At 72.1% G+C, this 19,365-nt stretch carries 22 protein-coding genes; 12 read left to right on the forward strand and 10 right to left on the reverse strand.

What is annotated here, in order from left to right:
- Positions 1–652: HNH endonuclease signature motif containing protein (locus ASD19_RS03885; protein ID WP_156377099.1), on the forward strand; the 652-nt coding region annotated here is incomplete at its 5' end.
- A gap of 18 nt (positions 653–670) precedes the next feature.
- On the opposite strand, the gene ASD19_RS03890 is transcribed toward ASD19_RS03885, so the two are convergent.
- A complete protein-coding gene (locus ASD19_RS03890; protein ID WP_055988848.1) occupies positions 671–970 on the reverse strand; it encodes a GNAT family N-acetyltransferase in 300 nt (99 codons plus the stop codon).
- Positions 971–1,179: 209 nt separating this feature from the next.
- Here ASD19_RS03890 and ASD19_RS03895 point away from each other — a divergent pair, with 209 nt between their 5' ends.
- Positions 1,180–1,527, forward strand: a complete 348-nt coding sequence (locus ASD19_RS03895; protein WP_156377100.1) for a hypothetical protein — start codon at positions 1,180–1,182, stop codon at positions 1,525–1,527.
- A gap of 2 nt (positions 1,528–1,529) precedes the next feature.
- On the opposite strand, the gene ASD19_RS03900 is transcribed toward ASD19_RS03895, so the two are convergent.
- On the reverse strand, positions 1,530–3,722 hold the full coding sequence (locus ASD19_RS03900) for an MMPL family transporter (protein ID WP_082542960.1): 2,193 nt from the start codon (positions 3,720–3,722) through the stop codon (positions 1,530–1,532).
- Positions 3,723–3,737: 15 nt separating this feature from the next.
- Positions 3,738–4,172, reverse strand: a complete 435-nt coding sequence (locus ASD19_RS03905) for a pyrimidine dimer DNA glycosylase/endonuclease V (RefSeq protein ID WP_055988850.1) — start codon at positions 4,170–4,172, stop codon at positions 3,738–3,740.
- A gap of 542 nt (positions 4,173–4,714) precedes the next feature.
- Between ASD19_RS03905 and ASD19_RS03910 the strand changes: the two genes are divergently transcribed.
- The 3 genes from ASD19_RS03910 (at position 4,715) to ASD19_RS03920 (ending at position 6,785) form a co-directional block, all read left to right on the forward strand.
- On the forward strand, positions 4,715–5,428 hold the full coding sequence (locus tag ASD19_RS03910; protein WP_082542961.1) for a winged helix-turn-helix domain-containing protein: 714 nt from the start codon (positions 4,715–4,717) through the stop codon (positions 5,426–5,428).
- Between the two features lie 177 nt (positions 5,429–5,605).
- On the forward strand, positions 5,606–6,571 hold the full coding sequence (locus ASD19_RS03915) for a DNA-3-methyladenine glycosylase family protein (protein WP_082542962.1): 966 nt from the start codon (positions 5,606–5,608) through the stop codon (positions 6,569–6,571).
- 25 nt (positions 6,572–6,596) lie between these two features.
- The gene (locus ASD19_RS03920) at positions 6,597–6,785 is read left to right on the forward strand and encodes a hypothetical protein (protein WP_055988851.1); all 189 of its coding nucleotides are present in this window, start codon (positions 6,597–6,599) and stop codon (positions 6,783–6,785) included.
- 74 nt (positions 6,786–6,859) lie between these two features.
- Here ASD19_RS03920 and ASD19_RS03925 read toward each other — a convergent pair whose 3' ends face one another.
- From ASD19_RS03925 to ASD19_RS03940, 4 genes are read right to left on the reverse strand one after another with little or no spacing between them, the layout of a single operon-like run.
- On the reverse strand, positions 6,860–7,615 hold the full coding sequence (locus ASD19_RS03925) for an iron ABC transporter ATP-binding protein (RefSeq protein ID WP_055988852.1): 756 nt from the start codon (positions 7,613–7,615) through the stop codon (positions 6,860–6,862).
- Positions 7,612–8,640, reverse strand: coding sequence for an iron chelate uptake ABC transporter family permease subunit (locus ASD19_RS03930; protein ID WP_055988853.1), 1,029 nt, complete (start codon positions 8,638–8,640; stop codon positions 7,612–7,614). The genes ASD19_RS03925 and ASD19_RS03930 overlap by 4 nt, the downstream gene beginning before the upstream one ends.
- 4 nt (positions 8,641–8,644) lie before the next feature.
- On the reverse strand, positions 8,645–9,619 hold the full coding sequence (locus tag ASD19_RS03935) for an iron chelate uptake ABC transporter family permease subunit (protein ID WP_374198170.1): 975 nt from the start codon (positions 9,617–9,619) through the stop codon (positions 8,645–8,647).
- Positions 9,620–9,624: 5 nt separating this feature from the next.
- Positions 9,625–10,632: a siderophore ABC transporter substrate-binding protein gene (locus tag ASD19_RS03940; protein WP_055988855.1), complete on the reverse strand. Its 1,008-nt coding sequence runs from the start codon at positions 10,630–10,632 to the stop codon at positions 9,625–9,627.
- A gap of 130 nt (positions 10,633–10,762) precedes the next feature.
- Between ASD19_RS03940 and ASD19_RS03945 the strand changes: the two genes are divergently transcribed.
- The 4 genes from ASD19_RS03945 (at position 10,763) to ASD19_RS03960 (ending at position 14,402) form a co-directional block, all read left to right on the forward strand.
- Complete coding sequence (locus ASD19_RS03945) at positions 10,763–11,566, forward strand: siderophore-interacting protein (RefSeq protein WP_055988856.1); 804 nt, start codon at positions 10,763–10,765, stop codon at positions 11,564–11,566.
- Positions 11,567–11,598: 32 nt separating this feature from the next.
- Entirely contained in the window at positions 11,599–11,808 is a 210-nt protein-coding gene (locus ASD19_RS03950) for a PLDc N-terminal domain-containing protein (RefSeq protein WP_055988857.1), read from the forward strand.
- A 150-nt stretch (positions 11,809–11,958) separates the two neighbouring features.
- Positions 11,959–12,813, forward strand: coding sequence for an NAD-dependent epimerase/dehydratase family protein (locus tag ASD19_RS03955; protein ID WP_055988858.1), 855 nt, complete (start codon positions 11,959–11,961; stop codon positions 12,811–12,813).
- 83 nt (positions 12,814–12,896) lie between these two features.
- Positions 12,897–14,402: an amino acid permease gene (locus tag ASD19_RS03960; RefSeq protein WP_055988859.1), complete on the forward strand. Its 1,506-nt coding sequence runs from the start codon at positions 12,897–12,899 to the stop codon at positions 14,400–14,402.
- Here the strand turns inward: ASD19_RS03960 and ASD19_RS03965 are convergent.
- On the reverse strand, positions 14,386–14,871 hold the full coding sequence (locus tag ASD19_RS03965; protein ID WP_055988860.1) for a MarR family winged helix-turn-helix transcriptional regulator: 486 nt from the start codon (positions 14,869–14,871) through the stop codon (positions 14,386–14,388). The genes ASD19_RS03960 and ASD19_RS03965 overlap by 17 nt on opposite strands.
- An 84-nt stretch (positions 14,872–14,955) precedes the next feature.
- Here ASD19_RS03965 and ASD19_RS03970 point away from each other — a divergent pair, with 84 nt between their 5' ends.
- From ASD19_RS03970 to ASD19_RS03980, 3 genes are all read left to right on the forward strand, one after another.
- Complete coding sequence (locus ASD19_RS03970) at positions 14,956–15,528, forward strand: NADPH-dependent F420 reductase (protein WP_055988861.1); 573 nt, start codon at positions 14,956–14,958, stop codon at positions 15,526–15,528.
- A gap of 2 nt (positions 15,529–15,530) precedes the next feature.
- The gene (locus ASD19_RS03975) at positions 15,531–16,424 is read left to right on the forward strand and encodes a VOC family protein (protein ID WP_055988862.1); all 894 of its coding nucleotides are present in this window, start codon (positions 15,531–15,533) and stop codon (positions 16,422–16,424) included.
- Positions 16,425–16,517: 93 nt separating this feature from the next.
- The gene (locus ASD19_RS03980) at positions 16,518–16,991 is read left to right on the forward strand and encodes a VOC family protein (RefSeq protein WP_082542963.1); all 474 of its coding nucleotides are present in this window, start codon (positions 16,518–16,520) and stop codon (positions 16,989–16,991) included.
- Between the two features lie 52 nt (positions 16,992–17,043).
- Here ASD19_RS03980 and ASD19_RS03985 read toward each other — a convergent pair whose 3' ends face one another.
- Positions 17,044–17,883, reverse strand: coding sequence for an aldo/keto reductase (locus ASD19_RS03985; protein WP_055988863.1), 840 nt, complete (start codon positions 17,881–17,883; stop codon positions 17,044–17,046).
- Between the two features lie 201 nt (positions 17,884–18,084).
- Positions 18,085–19,308 (reverse strand): bifunctional phosphopantothenoylcysteine decarboxylase/phosphopantothenate--cysteine ligase CoaBC, encoded by a 1,224-nt coding sequence (coaBC, locus tag ASD19_RS03990; RefSeq protein ID WP_055988864.1) that lies wholly within the window; start codon positions 19,306–19,308, stop codon positions 18,085–18,087.
- Positions 19,309–19,365 lie beyond the last annotated feature (57 nt).

Raw genomic sequence — 19,365 nt, forward strand, 5'->3', positions numbered from 1 at the left:
GGGCGAGCCGTGGACCGACGACGAACCCGTCGACGACCCCCGCACCCCCGCCCAGAAACGCCACGACGTGCTCGTCGCCGCCCTCCACGCCGCCACCCGCTCCCTCGAGACCCCCACCCTCGGCGGCGACGCCCCCACCCTCCTCGTGCACGTCGCCCTCGAAGACCTCCAGTCCCCCACCGGCGTCGCCACCATCGACGGCATCGACGTGCCCGTCCCCGCCGACCTCGCCCACCGCATCGCCTGCACCGACGCCGTCCAGAAAGTCGTGTTCGACCGCAACGGACGCATCGTCCGCCTCGGCACCAAAGAACGCCTGTTCAACCACCACCAGCGCAAAGCCATCACCGCCCGCGACGACGGCTGCATCATCCCCGGATGCACCATCCCCGCCGCCTGGTGCGAGATCCACCACGTCCAAGACCACGCCAAAGGCGGCCCCACCCACACCGACAACGGCGTGCTCCTCTGCTGGTGGCACCACCACAACCTCGAACGATCCGGCTGGGACATCCGGATGCGCAACGGCGTCCCCGAAGTCAAAGCCCCGCCGTGGATCGACAGCCGCGGCACCCACCGGCCCGCGCCCTGCGCGATGACGAGGCGCAGAGCACGCGGCAGAGCACGACCACCCCTGGGGGCCCGGACCTGAGTCCGAACCCGGACCGGCTCAGCGCACGCGCTGACCCTCCAGCACGCCCGCGTGCGCGGGGTTGTCGGCGAACCAGTCCGCCACGTACCAGCACACCGGCAGCACGGTGCGGTCGCCTGCGCGCTCGATCTCCTCGACGGCGCGCTCGGTGATCACGGCGGCGTACCCATGGCCGCGGTAGGTCGGGATGGTGAACGCCCGCGTGAGCGCGATCGTCCGGCCGTTGTCGCGGTAGTCGAGCACGCTCACCAGCTCGTCGCCCCGCCGCAGCTCATAGCGGGAGGCGCTCTTGTCGTTCGTGAACGTCAACTCAGTCACGCCCACAGGCTACGTCCGTCCACAGGCACCGGGATCGCGCCCCGCTGACCTTCTGCTGTGGACGGCGCCCCACGCGGCTCGCGCCGTCCCTAACGTCGGCCCTGGCCGGCTGCGTCCACACCCCGAGCGAGGAGGAGCGTCTCTTCGCGGCCTACGTCGCCGCGCGCGACGACTTCCTCGCACAGCGCAATGCCGCGGAGGCGTCCGTGGTGCTCGCGGGGATCACCATCCCCGAGCAGCGGTTCATCCTCGTCGACCGCATCGTGGGGCTCCTCGACAGCGGCTTCGTCCAGTCGGGTCGGCAGCGTCTGGTGAGCTTCCGCATGGTCGACGCCGCGGGCAACGAGATCGAGACGTTCGCCGGCACGAGCATCCCCGCCACGGCCGTCGCCGAGGCGTGCCTCGACCGGTCGGACGTGACCATGACCCACCCGGACGGCACGGTCGAGCACCCGCAGCGCGACCTCGAGCCCCCGGAGGTCGTCTACCAGGAGATCGACGGAGAGCTCCTGATCGCCGAGGTCAACGACGCCGGCCCCCACGTCTGCGCGCGGTGAGCTCAGGGCTCACCGCGCCCGAGCCTCGACGGCCACCAGATCGCACGCCCGATGTCGGTCGCAAGGGCGGGCACGAGGAGCGACCGCACGACGAACGTGTCGAGCAGCACGCCGAACGCCACGATGAACGCGATCTGCACCAGGAACAGCACCGGGATCACCGACAGGGCCGTGAACGTCGCCGCGAGCACGAGTCCCGCCGACGTGATGATCCCGCCCGTCAGCCGAAGCCCGCGCTGCACTCCCTCGCGCGTGCCGTGCACGAGCGACTCCTCGCGCACACGCGACATCAGGAAGATGTTGTAGTCGATCCCCAGCGCCACGAGGAACACGAACCCGAACAGCGGCACCGCGGGATCCGCACCGGGCATCCGCAGCACGTGCTGGAACACCACGCCCGCGACGCCCATCGCCGTGCCGAACGACAGCACGGTCGTCGCCACGAGCAGCACGGGCGCGAGCACCGACCTGAGCAGCAGCATCAGGATGACCAGGATCACCGCGAGCACGAGCGGCACGATCAGGGTGCGGTCCCGGATCGACGCGTCGTTCGTGTCCACGTCGGTCGCCGTGACACCACCCACGAGGGCGTCGGGCACGGCGTTCGCGAACGAGGCGCGGAGCGAGCGCACCGTGTCCTCCGCGGCGGCGGAGTCCGCGGCATCCGCCAGCGTGGCCTGCAGCAGCACCCGGCCGTCGGCCACCACGGGCTCCGGGGCCGGGGTGCCCGGCGGGCCGAACGCCTGGATGCCGTCCTCCGTGACGGGCGCGGTCCTGCCGGCCCGGTCGATGACGACCGAGACCTCCTCCACGCCGTCCTCGGCGAGCAGCACCTCGGCCGCGTCCTGCAGCTCGTCCTCGGGCGCGATCACCGACGCCGGGCTGCCGGATCCCGCCGGGAAGTGCTCGCCCAGCACCCGCTGACCGTCGCGCGCCTCCGAGGCGCCGAGCACGAGCTCAGACTGCGGCACGCCCGAGGCCTGCAGCTGCGTCACGCCCACGCATCCGATCGCGAGCACGGCGGCCGTCACGATCCAGATCGTCCGCGGCCGCCGGGCGATCCATCCGCCCACCCTCGCCCACAGCCCGCCGCCCTCCCCCGGCTCCGGCGCCCGCGGGTCGTAGGCCGGGCGGCGCGGCCAGAACGCGGCGCGGCCCAACGCCAGCAGCACGGCGGGCAGCAACGTGAGCGCCGCCAGCACGGCGAACGCGATGCCGATCGCGGCCACGGGGCCGAGCGCGCTGTTGGAGCGCAGGTCGCTCAGCAGCAGGCACAGCAGCCCCGCGATCACGGTGCCACCCGACGCGACGATCGGCTCGAGCGATCCCCGCAGCGCGCGCAGGGTCGCGGTCCATTTCCGCGGCGTGCGCACGAGCTCGTCGCGGTACCGCGCCACGTAGAGAAGCGCGTAGTCGGTCGCGGCGCCGATCACGAGGATGAACAGGATGCCCTGCGTCTGCCCGCTCAGCAGCAGCACGCCCGCCTTCGCGAGCCACCACACCACCAGCAGCGCGACGCACAGCGCGAACATGCTCGTGGTCAGCACGGCCAGCGGCAGCAGGATCGACCGGTAGACGATCACGAGGATCACCAGCACCGCAGCGAGCGCGACCCCGAGCAGCAGCCCGTCGATGCCGGCGAACGCGCCGACCAGATCGCTCGTGAAGCCCGCCGGTCCGGTCACGTACAGCTCGACGCCGTCCGGCAGGCCCTCGGCGAGCGCCTCCCGGAGCTCGGCTGTCGCGTCGCCCAGGTCGGCGGCGCCGTCGAGCGGCACGAACGCCTGCACCGCCTCGCCGTCCTCGGACGGCAGGGCGGGCGACGGCTCGCCGCCGACCACGTCGAGGCGGGCGGCCGCGTCCAGCCGCTCCTGGATGGCGGCCACGTCATCCGGGGTCAGCTCGCGATCCGCGGCGAACACGACCACGGCGGGGATGGCGTCGCCCTCGGTGAAGCCCTCGAGCCGCTCCTGGACCTCGGTGGCCTCCGCGGTCTCGGGCAGGTAGGCCGTGCGGTCGTTCGACGACACCTCGTCGACGCGTCCGAAGTACGGCCCGCCCACGGCGGCCGCCGCCAGCCACACCAGGATCAGCACGGCGGGCAGTGCGACGCGGAGCCGGCGCGGCACGCGGGCGGCCGCGCCCGCCCCGCGCGCGGCTGCGGCCCGTCGCGATCGGCGGGGATGCTCGTCCATGCATGTCTCCAGTGGTCAGACGGCGCGCTCCCACGGCGCGACGTCGCCGGGGACCACGAAGAACAGCGGATGGGGATCGGGCGCGTCCGCGAGCGCACGCGCGTGCGCGTCGGGCGAACGGACCGCGAGCTTGGCGATCAGGTGCCGCCACTCGAGCTCGAGCTGGCCCGACGTCACGGCGATCCGTTCGACCGGCCCGTCCGGAACCCGCGCGATGCGGGACGCGTCGAAGCGGTATCCGCGGCGCGCGGCCTCGTCGCGCACGCCGTCGAGGTAGGCGCCGATCGCGGCGACCGGATCCGCGGTGGCGCGGAAGCGCTCGAGCTGCGGGTGCGCCGTGTAGCCGCGCGTGCGGCCGAGCAGCACGGCCTGGGCGAGCAGCGCCTCGCGCCAACACGCCGTGAGCCCCTGACGGTCGAGCAGCCGGGGATGAAGCGACCAGAGCCTCACGGCAGCTCCCCGTCGAAAGGGGAGGGGGTCAGGTCGCGGCGCACCCCTCCATCCTGCGCGAGAGAGGGCCCGCGTGGCGACCTCTTGACGGCATCCGTCCGACGTGTCGCAAGCCCCGACGATCCGCGTCGTCTCCGAGATGTGCGCCCCGATGGCACGCCCGGGTTGTCACATTGCGTTATGCAAGCCGTCACAGGCCGAAACGGTTTGACATGTCGCGACACGCCCGGTCACAATCGGAGCATGTCTGTCAACGCACACCTTCTGTCCGCCTCGGAGGCGAACGGGACTGCCGGGATCATGATGCCCGGTCGCGTTGGCATGTGCTGTCGAATGTGCCGCTGAGTCGACAACCTCTCCTCGCTGCACCAGGCTCGCCCTCCGCACAACCGCGGCTGCGATGCCGAGTGTCCGGATCACCCGGATCCTCACCCGCCGATAGGTGCCACCCGCACCGCCGGCACCGGCCAGACGTCATCTGAGCACGAACGGCCGACCGACGCACACCCGCACCACCGGTGCACCCCCGAAGGACTTCCCCGATGTCGAACATCACCGCCCTCGCCGATCGCTCGAACTCCGCCGCGCCCCGCCCCGGCCACCTGCGCCCGCTGCCCCCGCTCGTTCCCGCGCAGCCGGCCCCCGAGGCCAAGTCGACCGCCGCGCCCCGCGGCTTCGCCCTGTACGTCGGCCTGGACGAGCTGAAGGCCGCCGCCGACGGCGTCAGCCTCCCCGCCGTGGTCGAGGCCCTGCGCCGCACGCTCGCCGAGCTCGCCCCGAGCGCCGAGACCTACGCCGCCGTCGCCCTCGCCCCGCAGCAGGCCGGCGGCCGCGACGTCGACGTCGTGCGCCTCGCGCTGCACGAGCCCGGCGCCGTCGCCCGCACCAAGGCCCAGGCCGAGGAGCAGGAGGAGGCCGCCCGCGGCGTCGTGGTCGACATCTCCCGCAAGCGCGTCGTCATCGACGGCGAGACCGCCGCTCTGACGTTCAAGGAGTTCGAGCTGCTGCAGTACCTCGTCCTCCGCGAGGGCCGCACGATCGAGCGCGCCGAGCTCGTCGGCTCGCTCTGGGACGCGAACGACGCGGACGCCCCCGGCGAGCGCACGATCGACGTGCACGTCCGCCGCCTGCGCTCCAAGCTCGGCGCCTTCCAGGACATCGTCCGCACCGTGCGCGGCGTGGGCTACCGCTTCGACCGCCACGCGGACGTCGCCGTGCGCTACGGCACCGGCGCTCCCTCGCCCGACCGCTTCTGACAGGGCCCCGCGGGCGGCTTCAGTCGTTTCGTCTCCGCTTCGCTCCGCTCAACGACCGGGCAGTTTCGGCCGCCGGCGGCTTCAGGACGTTTCGACTCCGCTTCGCTCCGCTCAACGACCACAAGGGGGCGGCCCACTGATGAGACGGATGTCGGAGCGACCGCGTAGCGTGGCGGCATGATCTCCACGGCCGTGACGCGCACGCGCGATCCGCGGCCCGATCCGGGTCCGCGACTCGAGACCGCGTACCGGCCCCGGGGTGCCCTGAGCCTGGGCGCCACCGTCGGGGTGTTCCAGCGGGGTCCGGGCGACCCGGCGCAGACCCGCGACGGCGCCGTGCTCTGGCGGGCGACCCGCACTCCCCTCGGCGTCGCGACCGTGGCGCTGCGCCAGCAGGCCGACGGCGCGGTCCGCGCCGCGGCGTGGGGCCCCGGGCGCGAATGGGCCATCGCGCAGGTGCCCGCACTCTGCGGCGCCGAGGATGACCCGACCGGCTTCGACCCGTCGCTGCATCCGCTGATCGCCGACTCGCACCACCGCCACCCGGGCCTGCGTCTCGGCCGCTCCGACCTCGTCTTCGACGCGCTCGTGCAGTCGATCACCGAGCAGAAGGTGACCGCGATCCAGGCCTTCGCCGCCTGGCGCGGCCTTGTCACCTGGTTCGGCGAGCGCGCCCCCGGCCCCACGCCGAAGCCGATGTTCGCTCCCCCGTCGATCGACGGATGGCGCCGCATCCCGTCGTGGGCGTGGCACCGCGCGGGCCTCGAGCCGCCGCAGAGCCGCACGATCGTCCAGGCCGCCCGCCGCGGCACCTCGCTGGTCGCCGCGGTCGAGCGCGCGACCGACGGCCCCGCGCGCGACGCCGTGCTGACCTCCCTGCCCGGCATCGGCCCCTGGACCGCCGCCGAGACCCGCATCCGCGCCCTCGGCGATCCGGATGCCGTCAGCGTCGGCGACTTCCACCTGGCGCACCAGGTCGGCTACGCCCTCACGGGCCGCCGCGTCGAGGACGACGGCATGCTCGAGCTGCTCGCCCCGTGGGCGGGCCAGCGTCAGCGCGCAATCCGGCTCATCCTCGCGTCGGGCGTGAGCGAGCCCCGGCGCGCGCCCCGCCTGCACCCCATGGACCACCGCGACCGCTGATCGCCTGCCGCGTAGCCTGGGCGGCATGTGGCTCCTCCTGCGCACCGCGGGGATCCTGATCGCGGGCGCGATCATCGGGTCGACCTACCTCGGCAGCGTGTGGCTCGGCCTGCTGCTGGGGCTCCTGCTGTCGCTCGGGCTGTTCATGGCGTTCGAGGCGCGCAAGGGCGGCGGCCCCGGCCACGACGAGGACGACGACGGCGCACGGCTCTAGGCCGCAGGGGGCTTGGACCGTTTCGACTCGGTCGCTGGCGCTCCCTCGCTCAACGAGCACCAGGGGAATCCACCTCAGTAGTAGACGGCGAGCGGGCCGTGCGGCCCCTGCACCACCTGGACGGGGGTGTCGAACACGCGGGTCAGCACCTCGTCCGTGAAGATCGCGTCGGGCGTGCCGAACTCCACGACCTTCCCGTCCTTCACGGCGCAGATGTGGTCGGCGTAGTGCCCCGCGAAGTTGATGTCGTGCAGCACGATCACGATCGTGCGCCCGAGCTCGGCCGCGGCCCGGCGCAGGTGCTGCATCATCTGCACCGAATGCCGCATGTCGAGGTTGTTGAGCGGCTCGTCCAGCAGCACGTAGTCGGTGTCCTGCGCGAGCACCATCGCCACATAGGCGCGCTGCCGCTGCCCGCCCGACAGCTCGTCGAGGTACCGGCCCTCGAGCGCGGTCAGATCGAGGAAGTCGATCGCGCGGCTCACGATCTCCTCGTCGGCCCGCGTCAGCCGCCCCTTCGAGTACGGGAACCGCCCGAACCCGACGAGCTGGCGCACGGTCAGCCGCGTGATGAAGTGGTTCTCCTGGCGCAGGATCGACACGATCCTCGCGAGATCCTTCGACGCCGTCCGGGCCACGTCGTAGCCGGCGATCTCGATCGCACCCGCGTCGATCCCGAGCAGGCGGCCGATCATGGTCAGCAGCGTCGACTTGCCGGCCCCGTTCGGTCCGACGAGCGCCGTGATGCCTCCGGCGGGGATCTGCAGATCCACCGGCCCGATGGCGACCTCGTCGCTGTAGCTCTTGCGCACCTCGCGCAGCGTGATCACAGGCGGCCCTTTCGCAGCAGGAAGATGAGGAACACGGTGCCGCCGACCAGCTCGATGATGATCGACACGACGCCCTGCGCATAGAACACGTGCTTCATCACGAAGTACGCGCCCGTCAGCACGACGAACCCGGTCAGCACCGCCACCGGCAGCACGAGCCGGTGATCGAACGTGTCGGCCAGCTGGTACGACAGCGTCGCGACCAGGAAGCCGAGGAACGTCAGCGGCCCGATGAGCGCGGTCGACACCGCCATGAGCACCGACACCAGCAGCAGGATGAGGATCAGCTCGCGCCGGTGGTTCAGGCCGAGCCCCATCGCGGCGTCGCGCCCGAGCGCCATCGCGTTCAGGGTGCGGGCGCGCAGGAGCAGCAGCGTCGCCGCCACCGCGACGAGCGGGATCGCGAGCGGGAAGTAGCCCGCGTCGGCGTTGGCCATCGAGCCGAACAGCCGCGCCGACAGCACGTCGAACTCGCTCGGCGTGAGCAGGCGCTGCATGAACGCGGACACGGATCCGAGCCCGCCGCCGATCACGATGCCGATCAGCAGCATGACCTGCAGGTTCGCGTACCGGCCCGACAGCAGCCACGTGTAGAGCGCGAGGGCGAGCCCGACCATGAGCGCGATCCGCAGCGCGAACTGCCCGAGCCCCTGGATGGAGACCAGCCCGGCCACGCCGAGAAAGTACACGGCCGAGGTCTGCACCGCCACGTACAGCGCCTCGAACCCCATGATCGAGGGCGTGATGATGCGGTTGTTCGTCACGGTCTGGAAGCTCACGGTCGCGACCGCCTGGCACACCGCGACGATCGCCATGGTGACCAGCGCCGTGCCGCGCAGCTGCGCGATCTTCCAGAACCCGTCGGATCCGACCGGCATGGGGTTGTCCCAGGCCAGCAGCCCGAACGCGAACACGGCCGCGAGCAGGATGAGCGAGCCCAGCACGATCGCGTAGCGGCGGCGCGCCCGCGGCGTGGGCAGCGCCCCGGAGTGGCGCGACGCGAGAGCCGGCGCGACGGCGGTCATCGTGTCAGCCACGGCGGCGCCCCCTCAGCAGCAGGACGACGAACACGACCGCCCCGACGACGCCCAGGATGAGCGACACAGGCACCTCGAACGGCATGATGATCGTCCGGCCGATCAGGTCGCACACCGTGACGATCGCGATCCCGAGCAGGCACACCCACGGCAGGTTGCTGCGCAGGTCGTCGCCCCGGATCATCGACACCACGTTGGGCACGATCAGCCCGAGGAACGGCAGACTGCCCACCACGACCGTGACCACGCCCGTCGCGACCGCGATCAGGCCCGTGCCGATCAGGATCATCCGGTCGTAGTCCAGCCCGACGCTCGTGGCGACCTCCTCGCCGAGGCCGGCGAGGGTGAACCGATCCGCCGCGATGAACACCGCGACGACCACGGCGAGGACCACCCACAGCACCTCGTACTGCCCCCGCAGCACCGAGGTGAAGCTGCCCGCGAACCACACGCCGAGGTTCTGCAGCATGTTCGTCTGCAGCGCCAGGAACGTCGACGCGGCCCCGACGACCGAGCCCAGCATGATGCCGACGATCGGCACGATCAGCGACGACCGCAGCGACACCCGGCGCAGGAACAGGAAGAAGACCATGGTCCCGGCGAACGCAGCGATCACGGCCCCGATCATCCGGGGCACGATGCCGGCGGTCGGCGCGACGATCATGACCGCGAGCAGGCCGAGGCCCGCCCATTCGGTCGTGCCGGTCGTGGTCGGCTCGACGAAGCGATTCTGCGTGAGCAGCTGCATCACGAGCCCCGACATCGCCATGGCGGCGCCCGCGAGCACGAGCGCGACCGTGCGCGGGACGCGCGTGATCTGGAACATCTCGCCGCCGTCTTCGGCGCCCACGACGTCGTAGACGCCCGTGAACAGCGACAGGACGAGCAGCCCGGCCACGACGAGCACCCCGACCGCCAGCCAGGGGTCGAGCAGGGGGGAGCGGGGCCGCGGCCCCGCTCCCGTCACTGCCGTCACCTGCCCTCGAACGCGTCCGCGAGCGCGTCGAAGAACTCCGTGTAGGTCTGGATGCCCTCGTTCGTGTAGGTGTCGGCGGGCATGTAGAGGATGTTGCCCTCCTTGACCGCGGTCACGTCGGCGAGCGCCTCGGAGTTCTCCAGGATGTCCGCGGCGGGCTCGTACGCCGGGTCGTCCGCGGCGACGGCCGCGTCGCGGTCCATCACGAGGATCCAGTCGGGGTTCGAGTCCGCGATCGCCTCGACCGAGATGTCGTCGCCCTGGTGGTCGTCGCTCGCGCCCTCGACCTCGAGCGCGGGGGTCAGGCCCAGGATGTCGAACACGGGGCCGAGCGTGCGGCCCAGCCCGGGGGCGATGTAGCCGATCTCGCCGCCCGAGGTGGTGACCGCCATCACGGTCTGGTCGGCGTCGTACGCCGCGGCCGCGCGCTCGATCGCGGCCTCGAGGTCGGCGACGAGCTGCGCGGCCTCGTCCTGCTTGCCGAAGATCTCGCCCAGCACGGTGGTCTGGCGCGCGAGCTCGGCGTCGAGCGGCTCGCCCTCGCGCGGGTCGAGCTCGAGCACCGTGGCGTCGGGGGCGAGCGCGACGAAGTCGTCGTGGAACTGGGCGAAGCGCTGCCCGTTGATGATCAGGTCGGGCTCGACCGCCACGACGGCCTCGAGGTCGGGCTCGCGGTGCGTGCCGAGGTCGATGATCGACGCGTCGTCCTTGTACGCGACGGTCGACGGCATGAGCGAGACCGCGGCGGCCGTGAGCTCCACACCCCAGTCCGCGAGAGTCTCGAACGTCCGGTTGTCGGTCGCGACGACCGACGTGGGAGGCAGCTCGATCGTGTGCGTGCCGGTGTTGTCCTCGACCTCGACCGAGGTGGCCTCGGCCGCGGCGCTCGGCTCGACCTCGGCCTCGGCGGCGGGCGCGGCGCAGCCGGCGAGGGCGACGGCGGACGCCGCGAACATCGACAGCGCGGCGACCGGACGGGTCACGGACGGACGGGGCACGGACATGGCGGGGCTCCTGTTCCAGAGCGCGGTATCAGCCGCGGTCTTCTCGGTGCGGGGATCGGCGGGGCGCGGATCGCGTCCCGGTCCGGACAGGACCGTCCGTCCCGCCGTTGGGTAGGCTAACCTAACTTCCATGATCTCGTCGACCGCCGATGCCCCGCTCGCCTTCACGCTGGAGCGGCAGGGACTCGACCTGCGATTCCGCTTCGCCCGCCTCGTCGCGCGCGAGTGGCTCGCGGCCGACTACGTGCGCATCCGGCTCGAGGGCGAGGACCTCGCGGGCTTCGGCACGCCGGGTCACGATGACCACATCCGCATGTTCTTCGCGCAGGGCCCGGCCGACACGGTCGAGCAGATGCGGGCCTTCCCCAGCCGCGAGTTCACGCCGCTGGCCTGGGGCGCGAACGGGGACGGCACCGGATGGCTCGACCTCGAGTTCGCGGTGCACGGCGAGGAGGGCGTGGCCGGACCGTGGGCCGCGGGCGCTCCCCTGGGCTCGCTCGCCGGCGTCGGCGGCCCGCGCGGCTCGCTGTCGATCTCCGGAGCACCCGACGGCTGGATCCTGGCGGGCGACGAGACCGCCGTGCCGCAGATCCGCCGCTACGCGGCCCTGATCCCGGACGGCGCTCCCGCGACGATCCTCGTCGAGGTCGCCGACGCCGAGCACGAGATGCCGATCGACGCGCCCGTCGCGGTCGAGTACGTCCACCGCGGCGACGCTCCGGCGAGCTCGGCGCTCGCCGCGCGGCTCGACGCGATCACCGCCGCGGAGCGCCCGGCCGGCGACGTGTTCGGCTTCGTCGCCGCCGAGCAGGCGATCGTCAAGCCCGCCCGCGCGCTGCTGGTCGACCGCTGGGCGCTCGCGCCCGACGGGATCGTTGTGAAGGGCTACTGGAAGCGCGGCGAGGACGGCGCGCACCACCACGCGCCACACTAGAAGCCAGGCTCCCCCACTGCTCTGGAGGCATCATGACCGCGAAGAAGACCGTGTCCCCGCCCGCCAAGCTCGCGCTCGGGATCGTGGGACTGCTCCAGATCGCGCTCGCGCTCGCGGCGTTCTCGGACCTGTGGGCGCGCCGCGACAGCGAGATCCGGATGACCAAGCCCGCGTGGATCCCGATCATCCTGATCAACTGGATCGGCCCGCTCGCGTACTTCATCGGCGGCGTCAAGCGCTGAGGCGCTGAGCCCCGCCGGCGGCTTCGACCGTTTCGACTCCGCTTCGCTCCGCTCAACGACCGGCGACGAACCCCGGTCGTTGAGCGGAGCGAGCGCCAGCGAGCGGAGTCGAAACGCCTGAAACCTCGCCGGACGTGTGAGGCTGGGGGCATGCGCATCGCAGTCACGGGGTCGTCGGGAAAGCTCGGGTCGGTCGTCGCGCGGGAGCTCCGCGCCGCCGGCCACCACGTCATCGGGATGGATCGGGTCGGCACGCGCGACCGCGACTTCGTCCAGGTCGACCTGACCGACTACGGCCAGGTCGTCGACGCGCTCACGGCCGTGGGCGACACGCACGACGGCATCGACGCGCTCGTGCACCTCGCGGCCATCCCGGCGCCCGGGCTCGCGCCCGACGTGGCGACGTTCCACAACAACATGGCCACCACGTTCAACGTGTTCTGGGCCGCGACCCGGATCGGGATCGACCGGATCGTGTACGCGTCGAGCGAGACCGTGCTGGGCCTGCCGTTCGACGTGCCGCCGCCGTACATCCCGGTCGACGAGGAGTACCCGGCCCGGCCCGAGTCGGTGTACTCGCTCGTGAAGCACCTCGAGGAGCAGCTCGCGATCGAGCTCGTGCGCTGGAACCCGACCCTGTCGATCACGGCGCTGCGCTTCTCGAACGTGATGTGGCCCGAGGACTACGCCCGCTTCCCGTACGACGCAGACCCGCGCGAGCGCAAGTGGAACCTGTGGGGCTACATCGACGCCCGTGACGGCGCGCACGCGGTCGAGCGCGCGCTCGAGGTCGCCCCTCCGGGCTTCGACCGGTTCATCATCGCCGCCGCCGACACCGTGACCACGCGGCCGAACGCCGAGCTGGTCGCCGAGGTGTTCCCGGATGTGCCGCTGAAGGGCGACCTCGGCGAGCACGACACCATGCTGTCGATCGACAAGGCCCGGCGCCTGCTCGGCTACGCGCCGAAGCACAGCTGGCGCGACGCCGAGACCGCCCTCGAGTAGTCCTCGCGCGGACCCGCGACTAGGCTGTCCTCCCGTGCCCGCACCCTCCGGCGCGCGGCCCGGCCGCGAACGAGGAGAGATCCATGAGCCTGTTCCGCACGAAGTCGATCGAGCAGAGCATCGCCGACACGGAGGAGCCCGAGCACCAGCTCAAGAAGAACCTGGGCGTCTTCGACCTCATCCTGTTCGGCATCGGCGTCTGCGTCGGCGCCGGCATCTTCGTGCTGACGGGTCACGCGGCCGCGACGAACGCAGGCCCCGCGATCGCCATCTCGTTCCTGATCGCGGGCGTCGCGTGCGCGCTCGCGGCGCTCTGCTACGCCGAGTTCGCGTCGACCGTGCCCGTCGCGGGCAGCGCCTACACGTTCACGTACGCGACCCTCGGCGAGCTGCTCGCGTGGATCATCGGCTGGGATCTCGTCCTGGAGTTCACGGTCGGCGCCGCGGCGCTCGCGACGTCGTTCAGCCAGTACCTCGCGGTCGTGCTCGACGGCACGTGGTTCGAGATCCCCGCGGCGATCGCGACGGTCGAGGACGGCTTCGTGAACCTGCCGGCCGGCCTCCTCATCCTCGGCCTGACCGCCGTGACGGTCGGCGGCATCAAGCTCTCGAGCCGGATCAACCAGATCGTCACGGGCCTGAAGGTGCTCGTGGTGCTCGCGGTCGTGGTCGTCGGCGCGTTCCTCGTGAAGATCTCGAACTGGGTGCCGTTCGTCCCGCCGGCCGAGGCTCCGGCCGGAGCGGACGGCGGTGACGTCTTCCACCTGCCGATCGTGCAGGGCATCTTCGGCCTCGAGCCGAGCGTGTACGGCATCGGCGGCGTGTTCGCCGCGGCGGCCATGGTGTTCTTCGCGTTCATCGGCTTCGACGTCGTCGCCACGACGGCCGAGGAGACGCGCAACCCGCAGCGCGACCTGCCGCGCGGCATCCTGGGCGCGCTCGCGATCGTGACGGTGCTGTACATGGCCGTGTCGCTCGTCATCACGGGCATGCAGAACTACCGCGACATCGACCCCGAGGACGGCGCCCCGCTCGCGACCGCGTTCGACGCCGCGGGCCTGCCGATCATGGGCGACCTGATCGCGATCGGCGCGTGCATCGGCCTGATCGTGGTGTCGATGATCCTGCTCATGGGCCAGACCCGCGTGGCGTTCGCGATGGCGCGCGACGGCCTGCTGCCCGTGAGCCTGTCGAAGACCCACCCGCGGTTCCGCACGCCGTACCGGATCACGATCATCACCGGCGTGGTCGTGGCGATCCTGGCGGCGTTCGTGCCGCTGTCGACGCTCGCCGAGCTGGTGAACATCGGCACGCTCGCGGCCTTCGTGCTGGTCTCGATCGGCGTGATCGTGCTGCGCCGCACGCGCCCCGACCTGCCCCGCGCGTTCCGCGTGCCGTGGGTGCCGGTACTGCCGATCATCTCGGCGGTGATCTGCTTCTACCTGATGCTGAACCTGACGCTCGACACGTGGATCCGGTTCGTCGTGTGGCTCGCGATCGGCGTGGTCGTGTACTTCGCGTACTCGCGCCGGCACAGCCGCCTGGGCGAGCGCGAGCGCCTGAGCGCGGGCGTCAGCCGCGGCGCGTGATCGCCATCCGGCCCTCGGGGTCGAGCCGCGCCAGCACCGCGGCGGTGATCTCGCGCAGCTGAGCGCGCTGCTCGGGCGTGAGCGCATCCAGGATCATGGCGCGCACGTTCTCGACGTGCCCGGGCGTCGCCCCGACCACCTTGCGGCGCCCCTCCGCGGTGATCACGACGTCGGTCGCGCGCGCGTCGTCGGCGGCGCGCTCGCGCCGCACGTAGCCGCGCTTCTCGAGCCGCGTGATGACGTGCGAGAGGCGCGGCAGGGTCGCGTTCGTGTGCGACGCGAGCTCGGTCATCCGCATCCGGTGCGCGGGCTCCAGCGCGAGCACCGAGAGCGCGAAGTAGTCGAAGTGGGTGAGCCCCTCGTCGGCCAGGAGCTGGGCGTCGAGCTGCCGCGGCATGAGCTCGAGCATGGCCGCGACGGGCGCCCACGTGTCCCGCTCCTCAGAGGTGAACGACCGGCCTCTTCCCATGCCCGGATCCTACGGGAATAGTTGTAGCCACAACCGGGTTGGGCTCATTACTTGTAGGTACAAGCATCACGAAGGAGAACGGCAATGACGGACATCACCATCATCGGCACCGGCAACATGGGTCAGGCGATCGCGGGCGTGCTCGCCCGGGGCGGCGCCTCCATCCAGCAGCTCGGCCACGGCGACACCGCCGCGGTGACCGGCGACATCGTCATCCTGGCCGTGCCCTACGGCGCGCTGGCCGAGATCGCGCAGACGCGCGGCGCCGAGCTCGAGGGCCGCACGGTGGTCGACATCACGAACCCCGTGGACTTCGAGACGTTCGACTCGCTCGTGGTGCCGGCCGACTCGTCGGCCGCCGCCGAGCTGCAGAAGCAGCTGCCGGGCGCGAAGGTCCTGAAGGCCTTCAACACGACCTTCGCCGGCACGCTGAACTCGGGCCAGGTCGGCGCGCAGTCGACCACGGTGCTCGTCGCGGGCGACGACGCCGAGGCGAAGGCGGCGCTGATCTCTGCCATCGAGGCCGGCTCGCTCGCCGCCGTCGACGCCGGCTCGCTGGCGCGCGCCCGCGAGCTCGAGGCCCTCGGGTTCCTGCAGCTCACGCTCGCCGCGCGCGAGCAGATCGCCTGGACCGCCGGGTTCGCGCTGGTCCGGTGAGGATGACCGACCGGCTCGCCGCCGACACCGCGATGGGGGCGGTCACGCTGCGCGTGGCCGCTCTCGACGCGATGATCCGCTACTACACGCAGGCCGTGCCGCTGACGGTCCTGCGGCACGACGGCCCCCGCGCGGTGCTCGGGCGCGGCGGCACGCCGGTGCTGGTGCTCGAGCACGCGCCCGAGCTGCGCCACGCCGGCCCCCGCGAGGCGGGTCTGTTCCACACCGCGATCCTGTTCGAGACCCAGGAGGCCCTCGCCGCCGCGGTCCACTCGGTCTCGCGCCACGCCCCGGGCACGTTCACGGGCAGCTCGGACCACCTCGTGAGCCGGGCGTTCTACTTCACCGACCCCGAGGGCAACGGCGTCGAGCTGTACTGGGACCGCGACCGGTCGCTGTGGAGCTGGACCCACGGCCGCGTCGAGATGGACACGCTGTACCTGGACCCGAACGCCTTCCTGCGCGAGCACCTCACCGACGCCGCGATCGAGGATCCGGTGATCGGCGGTGCGCGCGTGGGTCACGTGCACCTGAGCGTCGGCGACGTCGCGACCGCACGCGAGTTCTACGTCGACCGGCTCGGGTTCGACACCACGTCGACGCTCGGCGACTCAGCGCTGTTCGTCAGCGCGGGCGGCTACCACCACCACATGGCGATGAACACGTGGCGCAGCCGCGGGGCCGGCCGGCGCCGGATGACCCTCGGCCTGGGACTCGTCGACATCGCCGTCCCGACGGCGGACGACCTCGGCGCGCTGGACGATCGGCTGCGGCACTTCGGCGTGCCGACCGCGCACGACGGACGGATGCTGTCGTTCGACGACCCGTGGGGCAACGCCGTGCGCGTTCTGCCTCCGGACGCCGCCGCCGAGGCGCCGCCCGCCGCCGCCCGCTGACCCGGACACGCCGCGCGCAGACCCTTGCCACGCGCGGCGCGGGGCGGCGAGACTGATCGCGACCCCGCCCGCCAGACACGTCAGGAGTCCGCCGTGCCCGTGCTCAACCCGTATCTCCACTTCCACGACACCGCGCGCGAGGCGATGGAGTTCTACCAGTCGGTGTTCGGTGGCGAGCTCGAGATCGAGACGTTCGGCGAGAGCGAGATCGACCACCACCCGGACGACGCCGATCTCGTGCTGCACGCCGTGCTCGAGACGCCCGACGGCATGGTGCTGATGGCGAGCGACACCCCGCAGGGCGTGCCCTACGACGGCGCGGGCGGCCACTCGATCTCGATCAGCGGCGACGAGGAGGAGGACCTCACCGAGTGGTGGGAGGCCCTCTCGGAGGGCGGAACCATCGTGCTGCCGCTGTCCGAGCCCGACTGGGGCGGGCTGTTCGGCATGCTCACCGACCGCTTCGGCGTGAAGTGGATGATCTCGATCCTCGACGAGGAGGACTTCGAGGAGGACGAGGAGGACGACGACGAGGACTTCGAGGACCTCGAGGACGAGGAGCAGTAGCGGCCGTCGCCCGAACGGATGAGGCGCCCCCGCGGGGGCGCCTCATCCGTTCTCAGAACTCCTCGTGCGTGAGCGGGTCGCCGTCCCAGAGGCGTCCGCGCTCGAGGGCCGAGATCGCCTCGACGTGCTCGTCGTCGAGCGTGAAGTCGAACACGTCGGCGTTCTCGCGCTGGCGGTCCGGATCCGCCGACTTCGGGATGGGCGTCGAGCCGAGCTGCACGTGCCAGCGCAGCACGACCTGCGTCGGGCTCACCTGATACACCTCGGCGAGGTCGGTGATGAGCTGCTCGGTCAGCAGCTCGCTGCGCCGCGCGAGCGGGCTCCAGCTCTCGGTGCGGATGCCGTGCTCGGCGTGGAACGCGCGCAGCGCGGTCTGCGGGAAGTACGGGTGCAGCTCGACCTGGTTCACGGCCGGGACGACGCCGGTCTCGTCGATCAGGCGCTGCAGCATCTCCTCGGTGAAGTTCGAGACGCCGACCGAGCGCACGAGCCCCTCGTCGCGCAGCGCGATCATGCCCTTGAACGTGTCGACGTACTTGTCGACGCTCGGGTTGGGCCAGTGGATGAGCAGCAGGTCGATGCGGCCGAGGCCGATCGTGGCGTTGGACTCGCGGCCGCTCGCGATCGCCTCGTCGTAGCCGTGGTGGCGGCCGGGGATCTTCGTGGTGACGACGATCTCGTCGCGGTCGATCCCGCTGCGGCGCACGGCCTCGCCGACCTCGTGCTCGTTGCCGTAGTTGACCGCGGTGTCCAGCACGCGGTAGCCGGTCTGGATGCCGGCCTCGATGGCCGCGATGCCCTCCTCGCCGGTCAGCTTGTAGGTGCCGAGGCCGAGCTCGGCGAACGCGGTGCCGTCGTTGAGCGTGATCCGGGGGATGTCGATGGTCGCCATGCCCCGAGCCTAACGGCGGGGACGGGCCGCACGCCCAGGTCGGCGACCAGCCAGCGCGCGATCGCGGTGTGGCCCGCGTCGGCGCCCTGACCCCCGTCGATCTCGGCGACCCAGTCCTCCCAGCCGCGGCCGGTGTTCGTGCGGGCCGTGGCGTCGTCCACCAGCGGCTGGTGGACCCATTCGGTGATCATGCGCACGAGCCTACTGAGCGGGCGCCGGCGCCCCGCGGACCGCCAGGATCGCGTCGAGCAGCGCGTCGGCGACCTCGCGCTTGCTGCCGCTCGCGGTCGCGACGGGCGCGTCGTCCGGGCCGATGACCGTGACCGTGTTGTCGGCGCGCTCGAAGCCCGCCTCCCAGCCGACCTCGTTGACCGCGAGCAGGTCGGCGCCCTTGCGGCGGCGCTTGCGGATGCCGCGCTCGAGCACGGTCTCGTCGGCGGTCGGCATCTCGGCCGCGAAGCCCACGACGGTCTGGCCCGGACGGCGCGCGGCCGCGAGCCCGCTGAGGATGTCGGCGTTCTCGACCAGCTCGAGCGTGGGCTTGCCGTCCTCCTTGGCCAGCTTGTGGTCGGCCACGTCGGCGACGCGATAGTCGGCCACCGCGGCGGTCATCACGATCACGTCCGCGTCGCCGGCGAGGGCGGTCATCCGCTCCCCCAGCTCGGCGGCCGTGCCGGCCCGCTCGATCCGGATGCCCGGATGCGCGACCGCGGGCGCCGCGACCGACTCGTCGACGTGCGCGGCGACCAGCGTGACCTCGGCGCCGCGATCCGCGGCGGCGAGCGCGATGGCGACACCCTGCCGGCCGCTCGACCGGTTGCCGAGGAAGCGGACGGGATCGATGGGCTCGCGCGTGCCGCCCGTCGAGACCACGAAGCGCAGGCCCGCGAGATCGCGCCGCGACTGCAGGATCCGGCCGATCTCGGCGTGGATGGCCTCGGGCTCGCTCATCCGGCCGGGGCCGACGTCGTCGCCCGTCAGCTGCCCGCTGTCGGGACCGATCATCCGGATGCCGCGCGCGGCGAGCGTCGCGATGTTCGCCTGCGTGGCCGCGTGCTGCCACATCTCGGTGTGCATCGCGGGAGCGATCAGCACGGGCGCGCGCGTGGCGAGCAGCGTCGTGCCGAGCAGGTCGCCCGCCAGGCCCGCGGCCATCTTCGCGATCGTGTTCGCCGAGGCAGGGGCGACGACCACGAGGTCGGCGTTCTGGCCGAGCGCGACGTGCCGCACCTGCGCCACGTCGTCGTGCACCGACGTCGTCACGGGGTGGCGGCTGATCGCCTCCCACGTCGGCTGACCGACGAAGCGCAGCGCATCGTCGGTCGGCACGACGTGCACCTCGTGCCCGTCCTTCACCAGCAGCCGCACGAGCTGCACGGTCTTGTACGCGGCGATGCCGCCGGTCACGCCCACGACGATGTTCACGCCTTCATTGTGGCTCACGCGCCTCGACGCCCCGCGGCATCACCCTGTGGTCGTCGA

Source organism: Microbacterium sp. Root53 (genome assembly GCF_001426925.1).
GTDB lineage: Bacteria > Actinomycetota > Actinomycetes > Actinomycetales > Microbacteriaceae > Microbacterium.